The organism is Winkia sp. C0117E2, assembly GCF_056590455.1.
Genome location: NZ_JBWPWD010000001.1, coordinates 400,290 through 423,649, shown reverse-complemented (window position 1 = coordinate 423,649; position 23,360 = coordinate 400,290). Strand labels below are relative to the sequence as shown.

Genomic DNA, 23,360 nt, shown 5'->3' with positions numbered 1-23,360 from the left:
TGTACCGCGACCAGGAGCGGATGAGGCTAGCTAAGGGGGCGGCAATGGCAGGTGTGGGATTAATCGTTCATAGTTTGCACACAGGTATAGCCAATCAGGCACACAATCCATATGGGTACAGTTGTAGGGAAAGAGAGGATGCCAATGCCACACCTACCCCAACATGCTGATGGAAGTGCCCCGCTCGTACTCATTGCAGACGATGAGCCTATGCTCGCTGACCTCCTCTCACAGGCCCTGCAATCCAGAGGGTGGCGCACCCACGCCGTTACTGACGGCTTCGGGGCAGTGCAGGCAGCGCGCAAACTGGATCCCGACGCCGCCGTCCTCGACATAATGATGCCTGGGATGGACGGACTAGAAGCAATGGAACGCATCCGCAGAGACCTCCCGAATCTGCCAATCCTGTTACTGACTGCGCTAGATGCCGTCGAAGATCGGGTGCAGGGACTGCGCTCAGGTGCCGATGACTACGTGACGAAACCATTCAATCTAGACGAGGTCGAAGCCCGCCTTGAAGCGTTGGTGCGACGAGCCGGTGGCCTGGCAGCACAGGTAGAAGAGACCGTACTTACAGTGGGCGATCTACAGATGAATGTAGATCGGCACGAATTGGCGCGAGCAGGCAGCCTGATCGAACTCACGAAGACAGAGTTTGACCTGTGTGAATACTTGATGCAGAACGCTTCAAAGGTAGTTTCTAAGGCACAAATCTTGGACGCCGTGTGGCACTTTGATTTCGGCGGAAAAGCTAACGTGGTAGAGCTGTACATTTCGTACCTTCGGAAAAAGATTGATGCCGGTCGTCCGCCTATGATCCACACCGTGCGCGGGGTGGGCTACGTTATGAAACCTGCGGCTGCCGATGAAGCGTAAATACCGCTCCTTAGGGCTACGCCTACCAGCGCTAGTGTTGCTGGTCGGCATATGTCTGCTGCTCTTTGTTGGAGGACTGGCAGGAGTTACCCTGCGGCAGGTGCTCGTAGGGCAGGTAGATGACACGCTGCGCTCTTCGCTAGGGCAGGCAGAGATGAAAGCCGACCCCTCCGGGGGGTCCCTGTCGCACTCGCTGCAGAACCCCGGACTATCGCGCGGGTCGGTGCATCTGATCCGCAAGGGCGGCCTAATGCTCGCTGGCAAGGTCGACTCGGACCTGGCCATTGTGCAGATTAGTGATTCGCAGGCGGAAGAATTCCTGCAGGCGGCCCAAGAAACGCCGTCCTCTACCTGGATTAGCGGCTTGGGACACTACCGGGTACTCGAGGCGAAACTGCCTTCAGCCGACGGAAAGGGCATTCAGGTACTGGCGGGCGAGCCGTTAGAGCGAGTCGACAATGTGCTGGTGTTCTTTGGTGGCCTTTCCGCCCTCTACGGTATCGGCGGGCTGGCATTGGCCTGGTTGCTGGCAAGGGTGCTGGTTCGCCGCGAACTAGCCGGCATTCGCACCGTTACCAAGGTCGCACGGCAGGTAACCAGACAGGATCTGTCCGGGGCCGTCCTCAACACGCGAGCCCCAGCAGCCTTAGCCGCCTCCGAAACCGAGGCGGGCGAGATGGCAAAAGCGCTCAACGTAGCACTTGATCACGTCGAACGCTCTCTTGGAGCCCGAGCGCGCAGCGAAGAAAAGCTAAGACAATTTGTCGCAGATGCCTCCCACGAACTGCGTACCCCGTTAGCTACGGTCGGAGGATACGCCCAGCTTTTAGCGGGCACAGATCTGGGGGAGAGCCCCAACCAAGCAGTATCGCGGATTGCTTCAGAAGCGGAACGAATGCGAGCCTTGGTAGAAGATCTTTTACTGCTAGCCCGCATAGACTCCGGTAGGAAAGTGGAAGTAAAACCTGTACCGCTCGCGGGACTAGCTGTGGATGCGGTAGCTGACGCGGCAGTAAGCGCCCCTAGCCACAAGTGGGATTTGAATCTGGCCGAGGGCGCAGAAGACATTGAAGTAATTGGAAACGAAGCTGGCCTCCGGCAGGTCTTTGCAAACCTTACTGCTAACGCATACCAGCACACGCTTGAGGGCACACTGGTGCGAGTATCCCTACGCAGTCAAGATGGCCGCGCAATAGTTACGGTAAGCGACGATGGGCCGGGGATTGCCGAAGAGGACAAAAAGAAGATATTTGACCGCTTCGCCCGCGCCGATTCAGCGCGTAAACCGGGCGAATCCACCGGGCTTGGACTGTCCATTGCCCACGCCATAGTGGAAGCCCACGGTGGTAAACTCCGCCTGCTAGAGGAGCCAGAACTAGGGGGAGCCACCTTCGAGGCCTCGTTCAATCAGAGGAAAGATAATCCGGCGGAGGCCACTGCCAAGGTAGACTGAGCTCGTGCGATACATATCTACTCGAGGTGGCGGCGCCCCGCGTACTTTTACCCAGATCCTACTCGAAGGGCTGGCTCCGGACGGGGGCCTCTACATGCCCGCGGAATACCCCCAATTGGATGCGAAGACGCTGGAAGAATGGGCGGTCCTGCTGAAAGAGGACGGCTACAGCGCGCTCGCGGCGAAAGTACTTAGCCTGTACATCGACGACATAAGCCCTAAGGATCTGGAACAGATCTGTGCCAGGGCCTATGACAATGACAAATTCTCTGATCCTCTAATGGTGCCAGTCTCGCAGCTGCGGGAAGGGCTGTGGCTGGCCCACCTTTCTAACGGTCCCACAGCAGCGTTCAAAGATATGGCAATGCAGCTGCTCGGAGAACTATTTGAGTGGGTACTGGCGAAGAAGGCAAGGTCCCTCAATATTCTGGGGGCTACCTCGGGGGACACGGGCTCTTCGGCAGAGTACGCAATGGCTTCGAGGAAGAACATCAAGGTGTTCATGTTGACGCCGGCGGGCAGGATGAGCCCTTTTCAACAGGCACAGATGTTCTCTCTTACCGATCCCAACATCCACAATTTGGCAATCGATGGGGTGTTCGACGATTGCCAGGACATCGTTAAGACGATCGCAGGTGACCTAGAGTTCAAGCGCTCCTATTCGATTGGTGCGGTCAACTCCATCAATTGGGCCCGACTATTAGCACAACTGGTTTACTACATCAGCTGCTACCTACGAGTGGCTAACCGGATCGGAGACAAGGTCTCTTTTAGTGTTCCCACTGGTAATTTCGGCGACGTCTGTGCAGGCCATATTGCAAGGCAAATGGGGCTGCCAATCGACAAGCTGATAGTCGCTACAAACGAGAACAATGTACTAGAGGAGTTCTTCCGCACAGGCCGCTATCGCGTGCGTCCTGCCAGCGAAACGCTGGCAACGTCCTCCCCGTCGATGGACATTTCTAAAGCCTCGAATTTCGAACGCTTTATTTTTGATCTGTTGGACCGCGACGGAAAGGCAACTGCGGACCTATTTGGGCGGCAGCTGGCAGAAAAAGGACTATTCGACCTGTCCGATTCGCCGGCTTTCGCGAAGGTAGCAGACTACGGATTCATCAGTGGATCCTCCACCCACGCTGATCGCATCGAGCAGATTCGCGATTGGGATAGGCAGGGCGTGCAAATAGATCCTCATACTGCCGACGGATTGCACGTTGCCGAACAGCTGCGCGATCGCTGCGGTGGCCCCGTGGTGGTCCTGGAGACCGCTTTGCCCGTAAAATTCGCCGATACCATCGAAGAGGCTACTGGGCATGAACCAGAGGTACCGGCCCGTTTCGTGGGGATCATGGACGGACCGCGGCGGGTCGAAGCTCTTCCGAATGACGCGCAGAAGGTAAAAGACTTTATTCGAGCGAACTCGAAGTAAGCTCTCGGCCTGCCGTGTTGAGGCCTAGGCGCCCGTAGGCAAGAGGGAATAGGGATCCCACCCACAGGGCAGCTATTGTTGCCACTGCTACAGTGGCCCACATTGCCCCGGCTAGCCCCACCGTGTCGGTAAGAACTGCTACGAATAGGGGGCCGGCGGCGCTACCCGCCTGGGTAATTGCGGTCCACCACCCCAAGAACCGTTCGCGATAAACGTCCGGGGACATGTCTACGCCCATAGTCATGACAATGCCCGAGCCGAAACCGTTGCCGAATCCAACCAAAGAAGCAAATATCAGGAACGCCATCTTGCCGTCTACTAGCACCAGCCCTAAGAATCCACTGCCCATGATCAGGTAGGCGGGAAGTAGAGCCACCAAGCGGCCGTAGCGGTCTTGGAGTCTACCTGCGGGGTAAAACATGGCCACATCGAGGGCAGCAGAGATAGCGAAAGTAGCAGAGATCAGCGTCGGGGAGAGCCCCATGTGCGCTCCCCACAGTGGAATCAGCACGTTCCGATTCGCTCTTACTATGTGCATCGACATTCCTGCAAAAGCCGCAATTGCAGTGGAAACTGAATCGGCTTTTCGCCGGATTTTCCGATTTAACTCCTTTGCCGCAGTTTGGGCGGTTTTTGCCCGTCCCGGCTCCGGCACCAGGAAGATTGCGATCATAGCGCCTGCTATCAGCGCTGTTATTAGGTGTAGCCAAAACACTGACGGGATGCCGGCCCAAGCCACCATGGCGGCGCCCAAGGCAGGACCTGCCATGACGCCCAAGCGCATCATGCCCCCCAGCATCGAAAGGGCAGTTGCCCGGTAGCGGGAATCAATGTTGTCGGCAAGATAGGACTGCCGGGCGATCGCCCATACAGAGGCCGCTACTGCGATACCGGTCAGACCGATTACGTAGCCGACCTTTGCTACCGTGCCGGGCGAATACAGCGAGAAAAGGCATATTGCCAACGAGATAGCAGCTATCGCCGTTGCTCCCATCAGGCCGCGCTTGTCAGTGGAATGAAGCAAGACATGGCCTACCAATGGTGCCGCGATAACGCCAACCACGCCGTAATATGCCATCACGGTGGATGCGTGCGAGGACGTGAACCCGATCTGCAGAGCGGCAAGCACGATAAGTGGTGCCACGGCTCCCGAGCCAATCGCAAAGATTACGGTCGGTGCGTAAATTGGGCGAATGAGTTTACGTAAAGGATTCACTTTGCCCTAGACAGTTCGTTGTCCTTTTGCACTGCCGCATTTACCGCAGCAGTTGCTGCGTTAGATAGCCCAGCTGCCTCGGCTGCCAGGAGTCCGGCGACAGTGGTCCCGCCGGGGGAGAGGACGGTATCGACCAGATCAGTCGGAGTGAGTTCCCCTTTTGCTGCTTGGGCTTCCACGTTTTCAGCCGTACCTGCCATGGCGGTGGCGACAATGCGTACAGCCTGAGCTTTGGGAATGCCATGGGCTAGTCCTGCCCGGGCAAAAGAATCGATCAGTTGGAAAATCCATCCAGGCAGGCATCCGGCAATGGCAGCAAATGCCGGGAAGAGGTCCTCAGAAATGACCTCGGTGTTACCGCAGCAATCAAACACCTGGACTACCTTCTCAAGGGTTTCTGGGGAGGTGCCTTCGCTGGCTGCGAGGCCGGACATTGACCTGCCAAGGGAGGCGTTTACGTTGGGCATCACGCGAACTAGCCCGGCTGCATCGGTGGGGAGGTCTTCTTGCAAGGTGGCAAGGGAACGGCCTGCAGCAACCGAAACAATGATGGTCTGTTTGGGGTCTGCAAGTTTACTGAGCACGCCGTTTACTTGGTAGGGCTTTACAGCGATTACCGTAATATCGCTCTTGGTTACCAGATCATCCGGGTCTGTTGCGACTTCCGCACCTAGTTCCTCGGCAAGTGGAGCAGACGATTCCTTCCGGCGCGCGTAAAGACATAGCCGAAATTTTTCCTTGCCGTTTGCAGCGACGCCACGGGCAATGGCGCTGCCCATGGAGCCAGTGCCCAAAATTCCTACTGTTAGCATTCGTCCTCCTAAGTTTCCTCCAATTTACCAAGCCGTTGAACCAGCCAGCCAGGGAAAGCAGCGTTAGATTAGAGATATGGATCGATATGCAAATCCGCGCGGCGGGAAAGTAGTTGTAACAGGAGCTTCATCCGGCATCGGGGCGGCAACCGTCAGAGCTCTGGCCGCAAGTGACTGGTCTGTGGTGGCAGTAGCTCGCAGGCAAAACAAACTGGAGGCGCTCGCCAAGGAAACCGGCTGCGAATACTATGTGTGCGACCTAAAGGACAAAGATGCAGTGGACAAAATGGCTCAGTCCTTGGGCGCGGACGTGCGGGTAGTAGTAAATAATGCCGGCGGCGCGGTGGGCCAAGATCCGATCGCGGATACCACCGTTGAGGACTGGCAGGAAATGTATTCTCGCAACGTCTCCACTGCTCTAAACGTCACCAAAGCGTTTCTGCCCACTTTGCGCGAGGGCGGTGACCTGGTTTTCGTTACCTCCACCGCCGCACACGATACCTATCCTGGTGGAGGCGGTTACGTGGCCGCCAAGCATGCGGAAAGAATGATCCCGCTAACGCTGCGTCAAGAACTGGTGGGCGAAGATGTGCGGTTAATAGAGATCGCTCCCGGCATGGTGAAGACAGCAGAGTTCTCCCTGAACCGACTTGGCTCGCAGGAGGCAGCCGACAAGGTCTACGAAGGAGTCGACAATCCGCTGTCTGCCGAGGACGTAGCGGATTTGATCTGCTGGTGTCTATCCCGCCCAGTCCACGTAAATATCGATTCGGTCATCATCAGACCTACCGCGCAAGCTACAAATACGCTCGTCGCACGCAAAAAGTAGGTGGCTAACACCACAATTCCCAAAAGGCGAATACGGTTTTGCTAGTACTGGAGCCATAGTTACACTGGAGGGGCATTGATCCGGCAATCACCGGGGAGCACTGGGAAGAACGGGTAACTAAGTAGACCCCAGCGGGTAAGCCCGACACAGCTGCAATGAGTGGCCATCTTGACGCAGGGTTTAGGTGGCAACCGAGGTGGTACCGCGGCTCATGTCGTCCTCGAAGCAGAGGAAAAGGAGACCATGAGCAAGGATCCGCAAGAAGCAAAGCGAGGGGCCTACCCACGCCACCGTGATAGCGCAGTCGCCTCCTCTCCTAACTTCCCCCAGATGGAAGAGGAGACCCTGGCCTATTGGAAAGAAGACGACACTTTCCGCAAATCGATCCGCAACCGTGATGCGGGCGAGGGCGGCTCAAACGAATTCGTGTTCTACGATGGCCCCCCGTTCGCCAATGGTCTGCCCCACTACGGGCACCTGCTGACCGGGTACGTAAAGGATTCCGTCGCGCGCTACCAGACCATGAAGGGCAAGCGGGTAGAGCGTCGCTTTGGCTGGGACACACACGGCCTACCCGCCGAACTCGAGGCAGAACGCATCCTGGGCATCGAAGATAAGTCCGAGATTGAAGGCCCTGACGGCATCGGCATCCAAAAGTTCAATGACACCTGCCGCTCCTCTGTGCTGCGTTACACCGACGAATGGCAAGAATACGTCAACCGACAGGCCCGTTGGGTAGATTTCGAAAACGACTACAAGACCCTAGACGTGACTTACATGGAGTCGGTCATCTGGGCTTTCAAGCAGCTCTACGACAAGGGGCTGGCATATGAGGGTTACCGGGTGCTGCCGTACTGTTGGCACGACCAAACTCCGCTGTCCAACCACGAACTGAAGATGGATGACGACGTCTACCAGATTCGCCAGGACAACACGGTTACCGTAGGCCTGCGCCTAGAGACGGGCGAGCTGGCGCTGATCTGGACGACTACTCCCTGGACGCTATCGTCGAACTTGGCCATTACCGTTGGCGAAGACATCGACTACGTAACCATTGCGGTAGCATCCGACCTGGACTCGCCGTTGGCCGGCGAGAAGGTTGTGATCGCCAAGGCCCTGGCTCCCAACTATGCCAAAGAGCTGGGCGAGGACCCGCAAGTAGTAGCTGAATACAAGGGGAAAGATCTGCTAGGGCGCCGCTACACTCCAATCTTTGATTACTTCATGGATGGGGCCAAAGAGGGCGAAGTTCCTGGGCCGAATGCGTTTACGGTAGTAAGCGCCGATTACGTGTCCACCGAAGATGGCACCGGCTTGGTGCACACGGCACCTGCCTTTGGTGAAGACGACATGTTTACTTGCATGGCGGCAGACATCAAGGCCGTCGTTCCTGTGGACGAGGCGGGCAAATTCACCTCGCAGGTACCTGAGTACGAAGGCCTGCAGGTATTTGACGCTAATAAGCAGGTTGTTCGCGATCTGCGCCGCGGCATTGAAGACGATGAGGGGCCGCTTGCCCGTATTCCTCGCGAGCAGCGAGCCGTGCTGGTACGTCAGCAGTCCTACGCCCACTCTTACCCGCACTGCTGGAGGTGCCGCAAGCCGCTGATTTACAAGGCAGTATCCTCCTGGTTCGTGAAGGTTTCTGCTTTCCGCGACCGCATGGTCGAGCTGAATGAGCAGATCACCTGGGTGCCTGACCATATTAAGGAAGGCCAGTTCGGCAAGTGGCTGGCAGGTGCTCGCGACTGGTCCATCTCGCGTAACCGCTTCTGGGGAAGCCCGATTCCGGTGTGGAAGTCCGACGACCCGCAGTATCCGCGAGTAGACGTATACGGCTCGCTGGAAGAACTAGAGCGCGACTTCGGAGTAGAAGTGAAAGACCTGCACAGGCCGTTCATTGACACTTTGGTGCGCCCCAACCCCGATGACCCAACTGGCAAGTCCATGATGCGTCGCATTCCGGACGTGCTCGACTGCTGGTTCGACTCGGGGTCCATGCCGTACGCGCAGGTGCACTACCCATTCGAGAACCAGGAGTGGTTCGAAAACCACTACCCGGGCGACTTCATCGTCGAATACATTGGGCAGACTCGCGGCTGGTTCTACACCCTGCACGTGCTGGCGACCGCCCTGTTTGATCGTCCTGCTTTCACCTCTTGCGTAAGCCACGGCATAGTCCTCGGAGATGACGGCCGCAAAATGAGCAAGTCCCTGCGCAACTACCCGGATGTGAACCAGGTATTCAATTCTTATGGATCGGATGCGATGCGGTGGTTCTTGCTGTCCTCGCCAGTGGTGCGCGGTGGCAACCTCGTGGTTACCGAGAAGGCGATTCGCGACACCGTCCGCCAGGTCATGTTGCCGTTGTGGAACTGCTACTACTTCTTTGCCCTGTACGCTGGCGCGTGCAATAACGGCGAGGGGTATGCGGCGAAGAAGATTGACTTCGCAGATCGGGAAAAGATTGCTTCGCTACCTGTCATGGATAGGTACCTGATCGCTTCGGTCAAGAAGCTAGTCGAAGAGGTCGACGCCGATCAGGACTCCTACGATGTAGCCGGTGCTGCTCACGCGGTGGAGCGCTTCACTGACGTGTTGACCAACTGGTACGTTCGCACGTCCCGCCAGCGCTTCTGGGACGAGGACGAAGACGCTTTCGATACACTGTATTCAGTTCTCGAAGTCCTCATGCGTGCCATCGCGCCGCTAGCCCCGCTGCTGGCAGAAGAGATCTACCGCGGCCTAACCGGGGACGAGTCGGTGCACCTTGCCGACTATCCTGTGCTTGGGGATGCCTGCGCAGATGATGAGCTGGTTGCCACCATGGACGAAATCCGCGACATTGTCTCGGCAGCACACGGGTTGCGAAAGGCAAACAAGCTGCGCGTCCGGCAGCCGCTGCAGACTTTGACTGTAGTTTCTGAAAACTCTGCCGGCCTGGCAGGGTTCAAGGAACTGGTCGCAAGCGAGGTAAATGTCAAGCAAATGACACTTGTCCCGGCGGCTGAATCAGGCCTGGAAGTAGCGAAGGAACTTTCGCTGAACCCGCGCGAGTTCCCGCCCCAGGTGCGCAAGCACACCTCTGCGCTTTTCAAAGCCCAGAAATCTGGAGCGTGGACAGAACTGGAAGACGGCAAAGTCCGCTTCGATGGCGTTGAGGTAGACGGCGAGCCAGTCGTTCTTGGCCCCGGCCAGGTGGCGACCTCGGTGAAGGTCACGGCAGAGGAGGGCCAGGCGGCAACCGTGCTGGGGAACGGCACCTTCGTCGTCCTCGACACAACCGTGGATGCGGCGCTGGAAGCTGAAGGTTATGCTCGCGACGTGATCCGCGTAGTGCAGGACCAGCGTAAAGCTGACGGATTGCACGTGGCAGATCGAATCAACTTGGTCATCTCGGTACCCCAAGAAAGGATTCCGGATGTGCGGATGCATCAGCAGATGATCGCCGCCGAAACCCTGGCCAAGACGGTTTCCTTCGAGGCTAACGAAGAATCCGACAGCGAGGTTCACGCTTCTGTAACCCGCGTGGAAAAGTAGCCTAGAAACAGTTTGGGCCCAGCAGCTAAGTGCTGGGCCCAAACTTATTTAACCGATGTCAGATCTTTTGCGGCTCGATCTTCCAAACGTCATTGGCGTAGTCGCGGATTGTGCGATCAGAGGAGAAACGGCCGGAATTGCAAATGTTTCGCCAGCACATCGCTGCCCAGGAATGGCGATCGAGGTAGTCCTCTACCAACTGGTCGCGCACCTTCCGGTAGTCAGCAAAATCGCCGAGTACGTAGTACATGTCTGCTGGTTCGTAACCGGGCGATTCCAGGAGCGAACGCCGCAGATCGTGGAAGATACCTGTGCCCCCATCGTCGAAGGTGCCGTCGATAAGAGTGTTCAGCACCCGCTCGAGGCCGGGCGTCTCGTGCATAGTGCGGACCGGATCGTAGCCTGCACGCAACTGTTCGAGTTCGTCTACGCGGGCACCAAAGATGTAGGCATTGTCGTCTCCCACAGCGTCAACAATCTCGACATTCGCGCCGTCCATAGTGCCAAGCGTTAGAGCGCCGTTCATCATGAACTTCATGTTGGAAGTGCCAGAAGCTTCCTTGCCGGCTACCGAGATCTGTTCGGAGACATCGGCGGCAGGAATAATGTTTTCGGCAGGGGAGACGTTGTAATTCGGCACGAACACAACCTGCAGAATCTTTGACACCTCCGGGTCGGAGGCTATCAGCTCACCAATAGCGTTGATGAACTTGATGATTGTCTTTGCCCGCACGTACCCAGGAGCAGCCTTGGCCCCAAAGATGAACACTCGAGGCGGGTAGTCGCCCTCGGGATTGTCTTTGATCCGGAAGTACAGATCCAAAATATAGAAGGCGTTCAGAAGCTGCCTCTTGTACTCGTGCAGCCTCTTGATCTGGACGTCAAAGATGGCGTCAGGGTTGACCTCAATGCCGTCGCGCCTCTTCAGCCACGCAGCAAAGTCCTTCTTATTAGCATGTTTTATTTGAAGTAGTTCAGAAAGTACCTCGGGATCGTCCGCATACCCTTCCAAGGCGTGCAGGCGATCGAGGTCGCGAACCCATTCGTCAGAGCCGCTCAGCTTAGTTAGCAGGGACGAGAGGCGAGGATTGCACTGCCGTAGCCACCGCCGCGGGGTAACCCCATTGGTCTTGTTGTTGAATTTCTCAGGCCAAATGTCGTACCAGTCATGCAACGTGTCAGACTCGATGATCTGCGTGTGCAGCGCGGCCACGCCATTGATCGAGAAGGAGGCATAGCAGGCAATCCAAGCCATGTGGATGGAGCCGTTCTGAATCGGCGCCATGTAGTCAATCTTGCCTTGGTCGTATCCGGCTTGAGCTAGCTCTTCGCGGAAGCGGCGGTCGATCTCGGCAATGATCTCTAGAACTCTTGGGAAGAGCCGCTGGAAGATTGAGTACTCCCAGGTTTCTAGAGCTTCGGCGAGCACGGTGTGATTGGTGTAGGCAAAGGTGTGGGTGACAATATTCCAAGCATCGTCCCACCCAAGGCCGTGTTCATCCATCAGGAGTCGCATGAGCTCGGGGATGGCGAGCACCGGGTGAGTGTCGTTTAGCTGAATGCAGTTGTAATCGGCAAACCCGCGTAGATCCTCGCCATGGTGGTCAATATAGTTGTCGATCATCGTCTGCAGCGAAGCCGAGACGAAGAAGTATTGCTGGCGTACTCGCAGAACTTTACCCTCGTAGGTTGTGTCGTTGGGGTAGAGGACGCGGCACAGGTCGGCAACGCGCTCGCGTTCGATGATTGCATCGGTGAATCGCTGCGAGTTGAAGGCATCGTAATCGAATTCCTCCATCGGCTCGGACTTCCAAAGCCGCAAGGTGCCCACGTTCTTGGTACCGTACCCGGTGATCGGCATGTCGTAAGGTATTGCCCTAACCGTCATGTCAGCGAAGTGGACGATACGGAATTCTTCCTCGCGGCGGATGACGAACGGGTATCCCTCTTCCATCCACGGATCAGGGTGTTCCCGCTGGTAGCCGTCTTCGAAAGACTGCTTGAAGAGGCCGTAGCGGTACAGGATGCCGTAACCGGTCACCGGTAGGTCCAGCGTGGCACAAGAATCTAAGAAGCACGCCGCTAGCCGGCCCAGCCCGCCATTACCAAGTGAAGCATCCGGCTCGGATTCCAACACATCCACCAGATTGATGCCGAAGGCGTTAGTTGCTTCGCGCGCTAGATCTACTAGGCCAAGATTTGTGAGGTTGTTGAGCATTGCTCGGCCCATAAGGAACTCTGCCGAAAAGTAGTGTTCCGTTCTAGCAGAGGCAAACTTCTTAGCTGTCTTCTCCCAATTATCCGCGATGCGCGAGACTACTGCCTCGGATAGTCCGGTCCACATTTCGATGGGGGTGGATACCTCTGGGCGCCTGCCTGATACCGATCGCGTGAATGATCCCAGTTCTGCTGTTAGATCTTTTGTCATTACTATCTCCGGCTTCTGTGGTTTTGCCACTGTTGGGAGGCGGGATTCCGCCTGTAGGTCTGTGTTAAGGATATGGGTAGTGTGCCTGAAGGGCCATGGCAGGGACGTTTTGTCTTTCCCGTTGGGCGAAATAACCCAAGAGATGCCGAGGGCGAGGTAGGGCAAAACAAAAGGAGGGGGCCAGCCCCCTCCTTTTGAGTAACAATGGATCTGAAACTTGTGCTTAGTGCACTGTGCCCGTTTGCAACATGGTGGACGCACCCTTCCTAATGCGTCCCGAAGCAACGTCGATTCCCAACCCGATTGCAGTCATTATTACCGCCGGGACAATCCACCCCAGACCGGCGTCACCCAACGGCAAGTGTGTCCAAATCGAGTCCGCGAAGGTTTCGTGTCCAGGAACGGAACGAACCGAGTCAACAATGGCGAACAGCGCAGCGGTCCAGGCACCGGCTCGGTATGTCCACTTCATGTGGCCGGGAATAACGATGTCTAGGATGCACACCAAGGTAAAGATGATGGTGATGGGGTAGACGAATACGTTGATAGGAGCAACTACCTGCAAGATTAGGTCCAGGCCCAGGTTAGACAGGGCAGCTGCAATGAACACGTGAATCATTACCATGGTGGGTAGTGAAACAGTGGGGAAGAGGCGGCAGAAATACTGCGACGAGGCGCTGACGAGACCTGCCGCGGTAGTTAGACATGCCAAGAATACGATTCCACCAAAGACGGCCATGCCCGCCCTCCCGAAGAGCGTATGCGACATTCCCGACAGAGCGACCGCGCCATTGGCCACCGAGGCGTCGGTGACGCGTGCGCCCAACGCGGCTAGTCCGAGGTAGACGACCGCAAGGATGAGGGCGGCAAAAAAGCCCGTGAGTACGGTGGCGCCGAAGAGGCGTTTGCCTTCGCCGAAGCCGTAATTTTGAAGAGAAGAGATGATGACCCCGCCGAAGACAAAGGCTGCAATAGCGTCCATGGTGAAGTAGCCCTGCAGCACACCTGTAGCCAGGGGGTTAGAAGAAAAGTCTTTGGCTGGTGCGTGCGAAACAGGTGAAAGAGTGAAGATGCCTACGATTACCAAAATTGTGATCAGAATGAGCAGGGCGGGAGTCAGGATCGCCCCGATTCGTTCGGTTAGCTTCTGAGCGTTTAGGCAGGTGAGCGCCACTAGTGCGAAGAAAACAACAGTGTAGAGCGCTAGTGAAACGCGATCATAAGAGTGGGGGAAGAACTGCTTTACCGACATTTCGTAGCTCACGGTAGCTACGCGGGGGATTGCATAGAGTACGCCGGTGGACAGGAAGACGATGAGTGTGTAAATGAAGCCAAACTGAGTGCCCATGCGTTTCGATGAGCTGGTGATGCCCTCGCGAGAGGTTGCCGAAGCGACCATCGCTAGAGCAGGTAAAGCTACGCCGGTACATAGGAACCCAAAAATAGCCGCGTAGAAAGAGGTGCCGGAATTGACCCCGATCATAGTGGGGAAAATTAGGTTGCCCGCTCCGAAGAACATGGCAAACAGGGCAAGGGACGTTACTAATATGTTCTTAAAGTCGCGTTTAGAACGCAACACTGACTCCGTTTTAGCTTTCATAGGCCGATTATGGCAAACAGTCCTGTCTTTCCGAGCTGGTGATTCACGTTTTGATATGGCATCTAAAATGCTTGGGTTCCAGGTTTCTAAGTAATGCTCCGGCGCATTAAGATTGAGTTGATGAATAACGAACACGATGCGGATCACACCAGCGCGGCGGATGCCTTCTTGGCAGCGGTAGATGAGGCAGGCCAGTCGGGCATAGACCCGGAGTTGCTGCCCTATCTGGAAGCGGCCGACCAGGACGAGGAACCGAAGAAACTACCGGTGACGGACATAAGTGCCGAGGCCGAAGAGAGGCAGGCTCTCGAGAATTTGGTCGAGGCCTCATTGCTAGCAGGACCGTTGCCCGAAGTGGTAAACGAAGTTAGTAAAGAAAAGACTCCGGAAGAAGCCCACCAGGACCTGCTAAAAGAAGCAGCCCGTGAGGCCGCCCTCGACAAGGAGGTCAGCCGGATCTACGCCCAAATTATTGCGCGCGCTCCCGAGCACAAGGTGCAGCCTTCCCTTGACCGGGTAGCTATGGCAATGCAGTACTTGGGAGACCCGCAGCAGTCCTTCCCGGCAGTGCACATCACGGGTACCAACGGGAAGACCTCTACCGCGCGCATGATCGATTCGCTGGCCCAAGCTACTGGTCTGCGGACCGGACGATTCACCAGCCCGCACCTGCATACCGTCCGCGAGCGTATCTCGCTCGACGGTGAGCCTATCTCGAAGGAAGGCTTCATTGCCGCCTATAAGGATGTGGCTGACATTGTCAGCATGGTAGATCAGAAGAATGCCGCTGGGGAGGGAGCGCGCCTGTCCTTCTTCGAGGTGTTCACGGTCATGGCCTATGCAGCTTTTGCCGATTACCCGATTGATCTTGGCGTTATAGAGGTTGGAATGGGTGGCAGGTGGGATGCCACTAACGTGATCGATGCTGGGGTAGGAGTCATTACTCCAATTAGTAAGGATCACGAGAAGTGGCTTGGATCGACGCTGCCTCAGATTGCCTCAGAAAAGGCGGGCATTATTAAGGAGGGAATGATCCTTATCCTGTCCAAACAGGAAGGGTCCGCCCGGCAGGTGATCTTGGAGGAAGCCCAGAAGAAGCACGCTACTGTTCGTGAATACGGCAAGGATATTGAGGTCCTGTCCCGCCAGAATGCTGTTGGGGGACAATTGATTACGGTGCGTACGCCCGCGGCGGTGTACGAGGACGTGTACGTGCCGCTCTTCGGACGTCACCAAGCAGAAAATGCTGCGCTCGCCATCGCTGCGTTCGAGGCTATGGCCGGTGGTAAGGCCTTGGATGCGAGGCTGCTGGAACAGGGGATGGCGGCGGCGAGCTCGCCAGGTCGGGCCGAGATACTGCGTTCCTCCCCAACGGTCATGGTCGACGCTGCGCACAATCCAGGCGGGGCGGCAGTGTTGCGGCGTACTCTCGAGGACGACTTCCCGTTCACGGACATCGTGGGCGTGTATTCGGCTATGGGAGACAAGGATGTAGAGGGCGTGCTTTCAGAGATGGAACCGCTTCTGCAAGCTATCGTTCTGACCGAGATGCCGGGCGAACGGGCCATGAAGATTGATCGGCTTCGCCAGATTGCGGAGGACGTGTTCGGACCGGACCGGGTGCTTGTTGCAGAAGATACCGCCTCCGCAATTGATCAGGCTGTGACCGCTTCGGAGCAGGCGGGCGCGCCAGCACCGAACACCGCTGTAGTTGCGTTCGGATCGGTAGTATTTGCAGCACACGTGCGTGAAGTGATGGGCGTAGGAAAAGCCCCATCCGAGAACGTGCCCAGTAATATATAGATACTCAGCAGAAAGGTAAGAAGGTGTCGCAGAGTGAACGCACACTAGTGCTGGTCAAGCCCGAAGCGTTCAAACGTGGTTTGACCGGGGAAGTTATCAGGCGTATCGAGGCCAAGGGCTACGAACTAGAGGCTCTTGCAGTAGTAACGGCCGACGAGGCAAAACTGCGTGAGCACTACGCAGAACACGTGCATAAGCATTTCTTCTCTGACCTTGTCGAATACATGTCCTCCGGCCCGATGACGGCAATTGTGGTTCGCGGAGAACGATGCATTGAGGGAATGCGCGTCATGGCAGGATCTACCGATCCCACTACTGCCCCTGCGGGAACGCTGCGCGGAGACTTCGGCCGCGACTGGGGTTCGAACAATATCGAGAACGTGGTGCATTGCTCCGATTCGCCCACCAGCGCTGAACGAGAAATAAAGATCTGGTTCTAAGCCGGCGTGTATCTAAAAAATCTGACCCTGCGGGGTTTTAAGTCCTTTGCCGGCGCTACCACTATGCGCTTAGAGCCGGGGATTACCTGCGTGGTTGGCCCTAATGGCTCAGGCAAGTCGAACGTCGTAGACGCGCTTGCCTGGGTCATGGGCGAACAGGGAGCGCGCGCACTGCGCGGTACCGCCATGTCAGACGTGATCTTTGCAGGCACCTCTGGCAAAGCCGCCCTCGGAAGAGCACAGGTGACACTCACCATCGACAATTCGGATGGGGCTCTTCCGATCGACTACGCAGAAGTAACCATCTCTCGCACTCTGTTTAGGGGAGGCGGCTCCGAATACCACATCAATGGCACCCAGTGCCGCCTGCTGGACGTTCAAGAACTCCTTTCCGATACGGGCATGGGCAGGCAGATGCACGTGATCGTGGGGCAGGGCCAGCTCGATGCCATCTTGTCGTCAACCCCCGAGGAGCGGCGCGGCTTCATTGAAGAGGCCGCAGGGGTGCTAAAACACCGCCGGCGGAAAGAACGGGCCATCTCAAAACTGAACCAGATGGCAGGAAACCTTTCCCGAGTTGAAGATCTAACAGACGAGATAAGAAAACAACTTGGCCCCCTTGCCCGGCAGGCAGAAACCGCCCGCCGCGCCGACGTGATTAGTGCTAACGTTCGCGATGCCAAAGCGCGCCTGCTCGCCGACGATGCGGCCGCGCTCGCGGAGAGGCTTACCTCGCTGAACGAATCCGGGGCGGCCCTGGAACAGAAGAAAAAGGAAGCCGAAAACAACCTCTCTACTATCACCCAAGAGCTAGAACGTGCCGAGCGAGAAGAATCAGAAGGATCCCCGGCACTGGAAGCACTAACCACCGGATGGCAGCGCCTCACCGCGGTATCTGAACGGCTGCGCTCCAACCAAATACTTGCCGCAGAGCGGGTAAAATCCCTGTCCGTACCCATCGCCTACCATGGGGAAGATCCAGCAGAACTCGAGCGCAGGGCCGCGGCAGCCACCGAGGAAGATAGACGCCAGATGGAACACATCGAGGCGGCGGTCGGGTATCTGCAGGAAATTACTGCCGCGAAAGTAGAGGCCGAAAAGGAGCGCCTGAAGTTAGAGCGCGAACTCGCCCTCGCCAAGTCTGTCGCCGGGAAACGAAATAAGGAGCGGGAACGCTTAGAACGCGAAGTCTCTTCTGCAAACTCGCGTTTTGATGCGGCTACCTCGCACCGAAAAAACGCGCTGGAAGCGCTCAGCCTTGCAAAAACTCGCTTTGAAGCCTCCAAGGAAGGCGAAAAGGCCGTTGCGCTACCTCAGAAAGACCAGGAAGTAGCCAAGGTGCATGAAGCTGCTTCTGCCGATGTGCGCGCGCAAAGAGAAAAGGTGGTGCAGGCGCGCAGCAAACACCAGCAGGCTCTTGAGGCTGAGATGCGGTGGACTTCCAAGAGAGATGCGCTCGCCTCTACCGTAGCGCCGGCCGACGCTACTGCCTCCTTGCTGGATCGCGAATTGCCGGGCCTGTTGGGATCATTACCCCCGCTAATTGAAATTTCCGAAGGGTACGAGGACGCGATCGCCCTGGCCCTGGGGGAGCTGGCAGGCACCGTTGTGGCCGATTCTGTAGAAAATGCGCTGGCTGCGGCCGATGTAGCGGGAGGCCCGGTGAAGCTCGCAATCGCCTCCCAGCAAGCACCTGCCTCCCAACCTGAGCTGAAACACGGGCGGTGGGCTCGGTCGGTGGTCACTGCCCGCGAGGGTGTCATGGAAGGATTCCTCGACCTTGCCCTTGCAGGAATCGTCATCGCGGACAGTCGGCAAGAGGCCATTGCGGCCCTGACGCAACCGAACGTTACGACCGTTATCAGTAAAGATGGCGAAATCATCTCGCTCCATCGCATCGAAACCGGAGGAACAGAGGTCGAATCCGTCCTCTCGATGCAAGCACGTCTAGACAATGCCACCAAAGAAGCCATGGCGGCCTCCCGCGCCAGCCTCGCCGCCAAGGGGGGATTAGAGAGGGCGGAAAAGGACCTGAACGCGGCAGAAGAAGATGAAGCCCGCGCCCTGCGCAAACTACGCGAAGCCGACTCAGCATACGCCAAGGCCGCAGAAGAGGCAGCGGCTTTGAAAGCGGCGGTCAGCGCGGCGAAGGCGGAACTAGATCGCGCCCAGCAGGCGCTAGTGCGTGCCGATCAGGAAAAGGACACGTTCAGGCAGCGGAAGGAAGACGCTGAGCAAAACCTTGCTTCGTTCCTGGAAAGTCCCACAGACTCAGTTGCGGTAGAGGAAGTAGAAAAAGCCCTCGTGGAGGCCCGGCAGCGCGAAAGCGAATTGATCAAAACTGAAACCGATGCGAGGTTGTCGCATAGATCTGAAGAAGAAAAGGGCCGCCATCTGCGCGATAGGGCCTCTGCGCTGCGGAAAAATGCTGCTAGACAAAAAGAAGAGCGCAATAGGGCAGTGGCCGGGGAAGCTCGCCGGAAGCAGAAGCTGAAAGAAGCAGAAAAACTTCGCGACATGGCCACGGTGGCACTCGAAGCAGCCCAGGGAGCCCTGGAGAGGGCAAGAGCGGCTAGGGCGCAGGAAGAAGAGGCCGCGAAAGCGCGCTCGGGGCAGATAAAGCAGATCCGGAAGCGTTTAGACGATGCCCGCAAACAACTGGCGTCGCTCACCGATAGTGCCTATAGGGGGGACGTCGCAAAAGCCGAGATTAATGCCCGCAAGGATCAGCTGGCTGCGACTGCGCACGACGAACTATCGCTCAGCCTGGATGAATTAGTGCAACACTATGGCCCCCATCTGCTGGTGCCCGACCCCGAGCAGCCAGATGGGCCAGGATATCCTTACGTGCGTTCCGAACAGGAAAAGCGCCTTCGCAAAGCCAATCGCGAACTGCGCGCACTGGGGAAGGTGAACCCGCTCGCGCTCGAGCAGCACCAAGCGCTTTCTGAACGCTATAAGTTCCTTGCGGACCAGCTAGCGGATTTGCGCTCCTCAAGAGATGATCTGCTGCAGATTATCGAGGACGTAGATACCCAGGTGCGAAATGCGTTTTCTGAAGCCTTTGCCGACACGCGCCAGGCATTTCACCACGTGTTCGAGATGCTCTTCCCAGGAGGGCAAGGGGACTTGGTGCTTACCGATCCGGAGAATATGCTCACCTCTGGTATTGAAATTGAGGCGAGGCCCGCCGGGAAGAAAGTCAAGCGCCTGTCGCTGCTTTCTGGTGGGGAACGGTCTCTGGCTGCGCTGGCAATGTTGGTTGCAATCTTCAAGGCCCGTCCCTCTCCCTTCTACGTGATGGACGAGGTCGAAGCGGCGTTAGATGATGCGAATCTAGCTCGCTTGCTTACAGTGTTCGAGGAATTGCGGCAGAGCTCGCAGCTGATTGTGATTACCCACCAAAAGCGCACTATGGAAAAGGCAGACGCTCTGTATGGAGTCACTATGCAAGGTGGAGTAACTAGCGTTGTGTCACAGAAATTAGCTAAATAGCGGCCGCATCGTTAGCGCAAATGTTATGTTTTGGTCACGGTTTTTCTAAAAGGGACTTTTCCGGTGCGAGCGGGCAAAATTTCATGGCAAAATCATAGGCATGGACGCGTCCTTGTTGCTTGTATTTGCGGTGCTGATCATCACGGTAGTGGTGGCATGTTTAGTAATGGCAGCTGTAATCCGCACCCGTAGACCTGATGGGGGTCTGACCAAGTGGGTTCGTGATTCCACCACAGCATGGCAGAAGCGGGAACTTTCGCATCTAGGCGCGCAGCATCCCACCGATTCGAAGTTGGGATCGATTCTGTCCGCTTCTACTCCCGCGCCGGCCACTCCGCGCGTCCTCAACGACACGGAAGACTTTGCGAACGCGGCTAACGAAGTAAAAGAGATAACGCTTTCTGAGGCTCGCGAACTCTCTAAGGCCAGGCTCGTGCGTCGCATTACCCGCGCCACAGGTCAGCGTGCACTGGCAGATATCAACTCTGATGCGGTCCTTATCGACAACGGTAAGGATGCTGCCGGAAACGATCTTCCGCCCTCTTTTGCACCTAAGGTTTCTAAGCCCGCCCCCTCGGCAGGATCGTCCTCTAGTAAGTAGAGGTTTCGCATCCGCGCCCAAAATAGGCGATGATTAGGGCATGGAACATATTCTGCAGATCGTCTCTAGGCCGGAAGTATGGATCCCAGCGCTCGTAGTAGTGCTGATTCTAGTTGTGGGTGGGGTCGTAGCCCATAACCGCAAGCAGATTAGTCCACCCCCGGAAAAGCCGCAGCTGCCAAGCTCTGAGGAGTCGGTGCAGGGGGAGGCCCCAGTCGAACCGCAGCCGCAACCTGAAAAGCAGGCAGAACCTGCCACCCAGGAGCCACCCCGAATTGAGAAGCCTTCTGGGCGTATGGCGAAGTTGCGCTCCCGCCTCTCGAAGTCCGGCGTGCTCGGCTCCGCGTTGCTATCCGTGTTGGGCAAAGGGGATCTGTCCACCTCTGATTGGGAGGAAATTGAAGACAATCTACTGATGGCAGACTTGGGCCTAGACGCAACTGAGGAAGTGGTTTCTCGGCTGCGCAAGGAGGTCGCTGCTGACGGCACTCACGATCCGCAGCGGGTAAAAGAAATATTGCGGGCAGCTCTTTTAGAGCAGGTAGGCCCGGATATGGACAGATCCATCAACTTCTCGGCAACTGATGAAAACACTCCGGGAGTAATGCTGATAGTGGGCGTAAATGGCACTGGTAAGACCACGACTATCGGCAAGATCGCCCGTATCGCCAAAGCAGAAGATAAGAAGGTAGTGCTGGGAGCCGCTGACACATTCCGCGCCGCCGCGGCGGAGCAGCTGCAGACGTGGGCTGAACGCGCAGACGTAGAGCTCGTCCGCTCTTATAAAGAGGGCGCAGATCCCGCTTCGGTAGCATTTGATGCGGTAAAGATCGGTAAGGAAAAAGGTGCGGACGTAGTAATCGTCGACACCGCCGGCAGACTCCAGAACAAAGCGGGCTTGATGGATGAGCTAGGTAAAGTAGCCCGAGTCATTGGCAAGCAAGCCCCTCTGACCGAAGTATTGCTGGTGCTCGACGCCACTACCGGCCAGAACGGGATGCAGCAGGCCAGAGTTTTCAACGAAGTTGTGAACCTGAGCGGCATCGTCCTAACCAAGCTGGATGGGTCCGCTAAGGGCGGCATTGTTGTTTCGGTACAGCGTGAGCTGGGGGTACCAGTAAAACTGGTGGGCCTTGGCGAGGGCGCTGACGACCTGGCGCCTTTCGATCCGCAGACTTTCGTAGACGCAATAGTGGGTGATTGATGAGCACCCTCGAACCGCCACGGGGGTTACTGGCGGATTCTTACTCACCCACCTTCGGTATCGCCTATAGGGGGCAGCTGTTTGCCCAGCGAAAGGAACAGGTAGAAAAATACGTTCCCGACGATGCTGACTACGCGGTGGGCTTTGCCGGCGCTATGGGAAAGGCAACCGCTGGTCCTGCCTGCCCAATGGAACTGGTAATTTCCGGTCCTGGAGCCAGTGAAGGGGCTGCACTACTGGGGGAAGCCCTCGGTGCTAGGGTGCATTTGGCCAGACCACAGCTCTTAGAAGGAGACAACCTTTGGAATGTCCTCTCGCTGCTGGACCTAAAATACATAGCGGGTAAGTCTGGGATCTTGGAAATCCTGAAGAGGGAATACCTGTCCCAATGGAGGCTGCGCGCCAATCAGGTTATTCCCAAGCTGATTGATGAAGCGATGGAACGCTGGGACAAGCTCGGCCAGCTAGCACACCTTAGCGAACCGGATATTCTGCGCGCTCGCGGTGGGCTAGCCGACCTGCGGCTACTGGATTGTGTGGAATCTTCGTGGCTAGCCGCTGCGAACCGGGCGGGGCTGGACCGGGCAGGTAGTCTGCTACGCGACGTTCGCGATTGCGTTGAACATTTTTCGTCTACCCAGGTGTTGCGGATCGAACAGCAAGACCTAGTGGCGGACTATATGGGCACTACTGCAAGGCAATTGCGGGCCACCATTGCGCAAGCCTCAATAGAGATAGAAAATGCTACCGCCCGTCTGCTTGATCGTGCCGAAGCGGTAGCCAGAGGCCCAAAGAAAACACTCCCGAGGGTAGTGCGGGGAATTCGGAAGGCTCCGGCTCTACAGATTATTGACAAGTCAGTAGCGCTCCATTCAGGGCAGGTAGTTCTGTCCTCCAAACGGGATCTTGCAGATCCGCACCTAGTGTTGCGGCTGGCTAGGGCGGCAGGCAGACGCCAAACATACCTGGGAGCCTGGACGGTATCCGCCCTCAGGGGAGCGAAAATGCCCTCTGAATGGGACGATACGGCTCGTCAGCTACTAATAGACTTCCTGGTATCTGCTGGATTTAGACAAATATTTGGGCAACTGGACAGGGTGGGGATCCCTTCTCGGATATTTCCGCTGTGGGAACAGGTACGTTCCAAACCCGTAAAAGGGCAGCGCCTGACAAAGGACTATTTCCTGGTTGAGCTCACCTACTTCGCCTGCGGGCTGGCATCAAGAAGAATAACATCTGTTGTCCCGGCCCGACCCATGGCTCCCCATCCCGCACCTGGAGTAGTAGCGCTGGCGGCAATCCTCAGCGGTTTTTCTAAGTCCCAGGCATCTGAAGTGCTTATGAAACTGGGGGTCGACTCCGAGTGGCGCAGCGATATCTTGAAATCGATAGAGCTTGGGGAAGTTCTGTTGCAGGCTGTTTCCTCAGATGCCAGTATGCGAGCTGTTGACGAGGTAAACGAGGCAATTGGGGGCTCGAAACATCTGCTGTCGTTGCTGGCTGTCTTGGCCGAAGCCTACCTGCTGGCGGTAGGAGCCCCTCGGGGGCAGCTTTCAGCACTGGCAGACCTGGTTTACATGGTGGATGAAACACAGGTGCTTGCTGACCCGCCTGACTTTACCCGATAAGGTGTA

15 protein-coding genes are annotated in these 23,360 nt (G+C 56.8%); 11 read left to right on the top strand and 4 right to left on the bottom strand.

Annotated features, from left to right (window positions below):
- Nucleotides 1-144 precede the first annotated feature (144 nt).
- From AC1EKG_RS01905 to thrC, 3 genes are read left to right on the top strand one after another with little or no spacing between them, the layout of a single operon-like run.
- Entirely contained in the window at nucleotides 145-876 is a 732-nt protein-coding gene (locus AC1EKG_RS01905; protein ID WP_004804649.1) for a response regulator transcription factor, read from the top strand.
- On the top strand, nucleotides 866-2,329 hold the full coding sequence (locus AC1EKG_RS01900) for a sensor histidine kinase (RefSeq protein ID WP_004804652.1): 1,464 nt from the start codon (nucleotides 866-868) through the stop codon (nucleotides 2,327-2,329). Before AC1EKG_RS01905 ends, AC1EKG_RS01900 begins: the two co-directional genes overlap by 11 nt.
- A gap of 4 nt (nucleotides 2,330-2,333) precedes the next feature.
- Entirely contained in the window at nucleotides 2,334-3,758 is a 1,425-nt protein-coding gene (thrC, locus tag AC1EKG_RS01895; protein WP_004804654.1) for a threonine synthase, read from the top strand.
- On the opposite strand, the gene AC1EKG_RS01890 is transcribed toward thrC, so the two are convergent.
- Nucleotides 3,736-4,974 (bottom strand): MFS transporter, encoded by a 1,239-nt coding sequence (locus AC1EKG_RS01890; protein ID WP_102201926.1) that lies wholly within the window; start codon nucleotides 4,972-4,974, stop codon nucleotides 3,736-3,738. The two genes, thrC and AC1EKG_RS01890, sit on opposite strands and share 23 nt — an antisense overlap.
- A complete protein-coding gene (proC, locus tag AC1EKG_RS01885) occupies nucleotides 4,971-5,786 on the bottom strand; it encodes a pyrroline-5-carboxylate reductase (protein ID WP_004804657.1) in 816 nt (271 codons plus the stop codon). Before proC ends, AC1EKG_RS01890 begins: the two co-directional genes overlap by 4 nt.
- A gap of 76 nt (nucleotides 5,787-5,862) precedes the next feature.
- On the opposite strand from proC, the gene AC1EKG_RS01880 reads away from it, so the two are divergent.
- Both AC1EKG_RS01880 and ileS read left to right on the top strand, forming a co-directional pair.
- Entirely contained in the window at nucleotides 5,863-6,615 is a 753-nt protein-coding gene (locus AC1EKG_RS01880) for an SDR family NAD(P)-dependent oxidoreductase (protein WP_102201928.1), read from the top strand.
- Nucleotides 6,616-6,858: 243 nt separating this feature from the next.
- Nucleotides 6,859-10,155: an isoleucine--tRNA ligase gene (gene ileS, locus AC1EKG_RS01875; protein ID WP_102201930.1), complete on the top strand. Its 3,297-nt coding sequence runs from the start codon at nucleotides 6,859-6,861 to the stop codon at nucleotides 10,153-10,155.
- 58 nt (nucleotides 10,156-10,213) lie between these two features.
- On the opposite strand, the gene AC1EKG_RS01870 is transcribed toward ileS, so the two are convergent.
- Nucleotides 10,214-12,583 (bottom strand): glycogen/starch/alpha-glucan phosphorylase, encoded by a 2,370-nt coding sequence (locus tag AC1EKG_RS01870; RefSeq protein WP_004804663.1) that lies wholly within the window; start codon nucleotides 12,581-12,583, stop codon nucleotides 10,214-10,216.
- A 223-nt stretch (nucleotides 12,584-12,806) separates the two neighbouring features.
- Entirely contained in the window at nucleotides 12,807-14,183 is a 1,377-nt protein-coding gene (gene brnQ / locus AC1EKG_RS01865; RefSeq protein WP_004804665.1) for a branched-chain amino acid transport system II carrier protein, read from the bottom strand.
- A gap of 120 nt (nucleotides 14,184-14,303) precedes the next feature.
- Between brnQ and AC1EKG_RS01860 the strand changes: the two genes are divergently transcribed.
- The 6 genes from AC1EKG_RS01860 to AC1EKG_RS01835 all read left to right on the top strand — a co-directional run bounded on the left by AC1EKG_RS01860 (nucleotide 14,304) and on the right by AC1EKG_RS01835 (nucleotide 23,354).
- On the top strand, nucleotides 14,304-15,986 hold the full coding sequence (locus tag AC1EKG_RS01860; protein ID WP_051004214.1) for a bifunctional folylpolyglutamate synthase/dihydrofolate synthase: 1,683 nt from the start codon (nucleotides 14,304-14,306) through the stop codon (nucleotides 15,984-15,986).
- A gap of 23 nt (nucleotides 15,987-16,009) precedes the next feature.
- Nucleotides 16,010-16,426 (top strand): nucleoside-diphosphate kinase, encoded by a 417-nt coding sequence (gene ndk / locus AC1EKG_RS01855; protein WP_004804669.1) that lies wholly within the window; start codon nucleotides 16,010-16,012, stop codon nucleotides 16,424-16,426.
- A 6-nt stretch (nucleotides 16,427-16,432) separates the two neighbouring features.
- Nucleotides 16,433-19,921: a chromosome segregation protein SMC gene (smc, locus tag AC1EKG_RS01850; protein WP_004804670.1), complete on the top strand. Its 3,489-nt coding sequence runs from the start codon at nucleotides 16,433-16,435 to the stop codon at nucleotides 19,919-19,921.
- Between the two features lie 100 nt (nucleotides 19,922-20,021).
- Nucleotides 20,022-20,522, top strand: coding sequence for a hypothetical protein (locus AC1EKG_RS01845; protein ID WP_004804674.1), 501 nt, complete (start codon nucleotides 20,022-20,024; stop codon nucleotides 20,520-20,522).
- A 40-nt stretch (nucleotides 20,523-20,562) separates the two neighbouring features.
- Nucleotides 20,563-21,726, top strand: coding sequence for a signal recognition particle-docking protein FtsY (gene ftsY / locus AC1EKG_RS01840; RefSeq protein WP_004804676.1), 1,164 nt, complete (start codon nucleotides 20,563-20,565; stop codon nucleotides 21,724-21,726).
- Entirely contained in the window at nucleotides 21,726-23,354 is a 1,629-nt protein-coding gene (locus AC1EKG_RS01835) for a bifunctional uridylyltransferase/uridylyl-removing enzyme family protein (RefSeq protein ID WP_004804678.1), read from the top strand. The genes ftsY and AC1EKG_RS01835 overlap by 1 nt, the downstream gene beginning before the upstream one ends.
- Nucleotides 23,355-23,360: the final 6 nt, after the last annotated feature.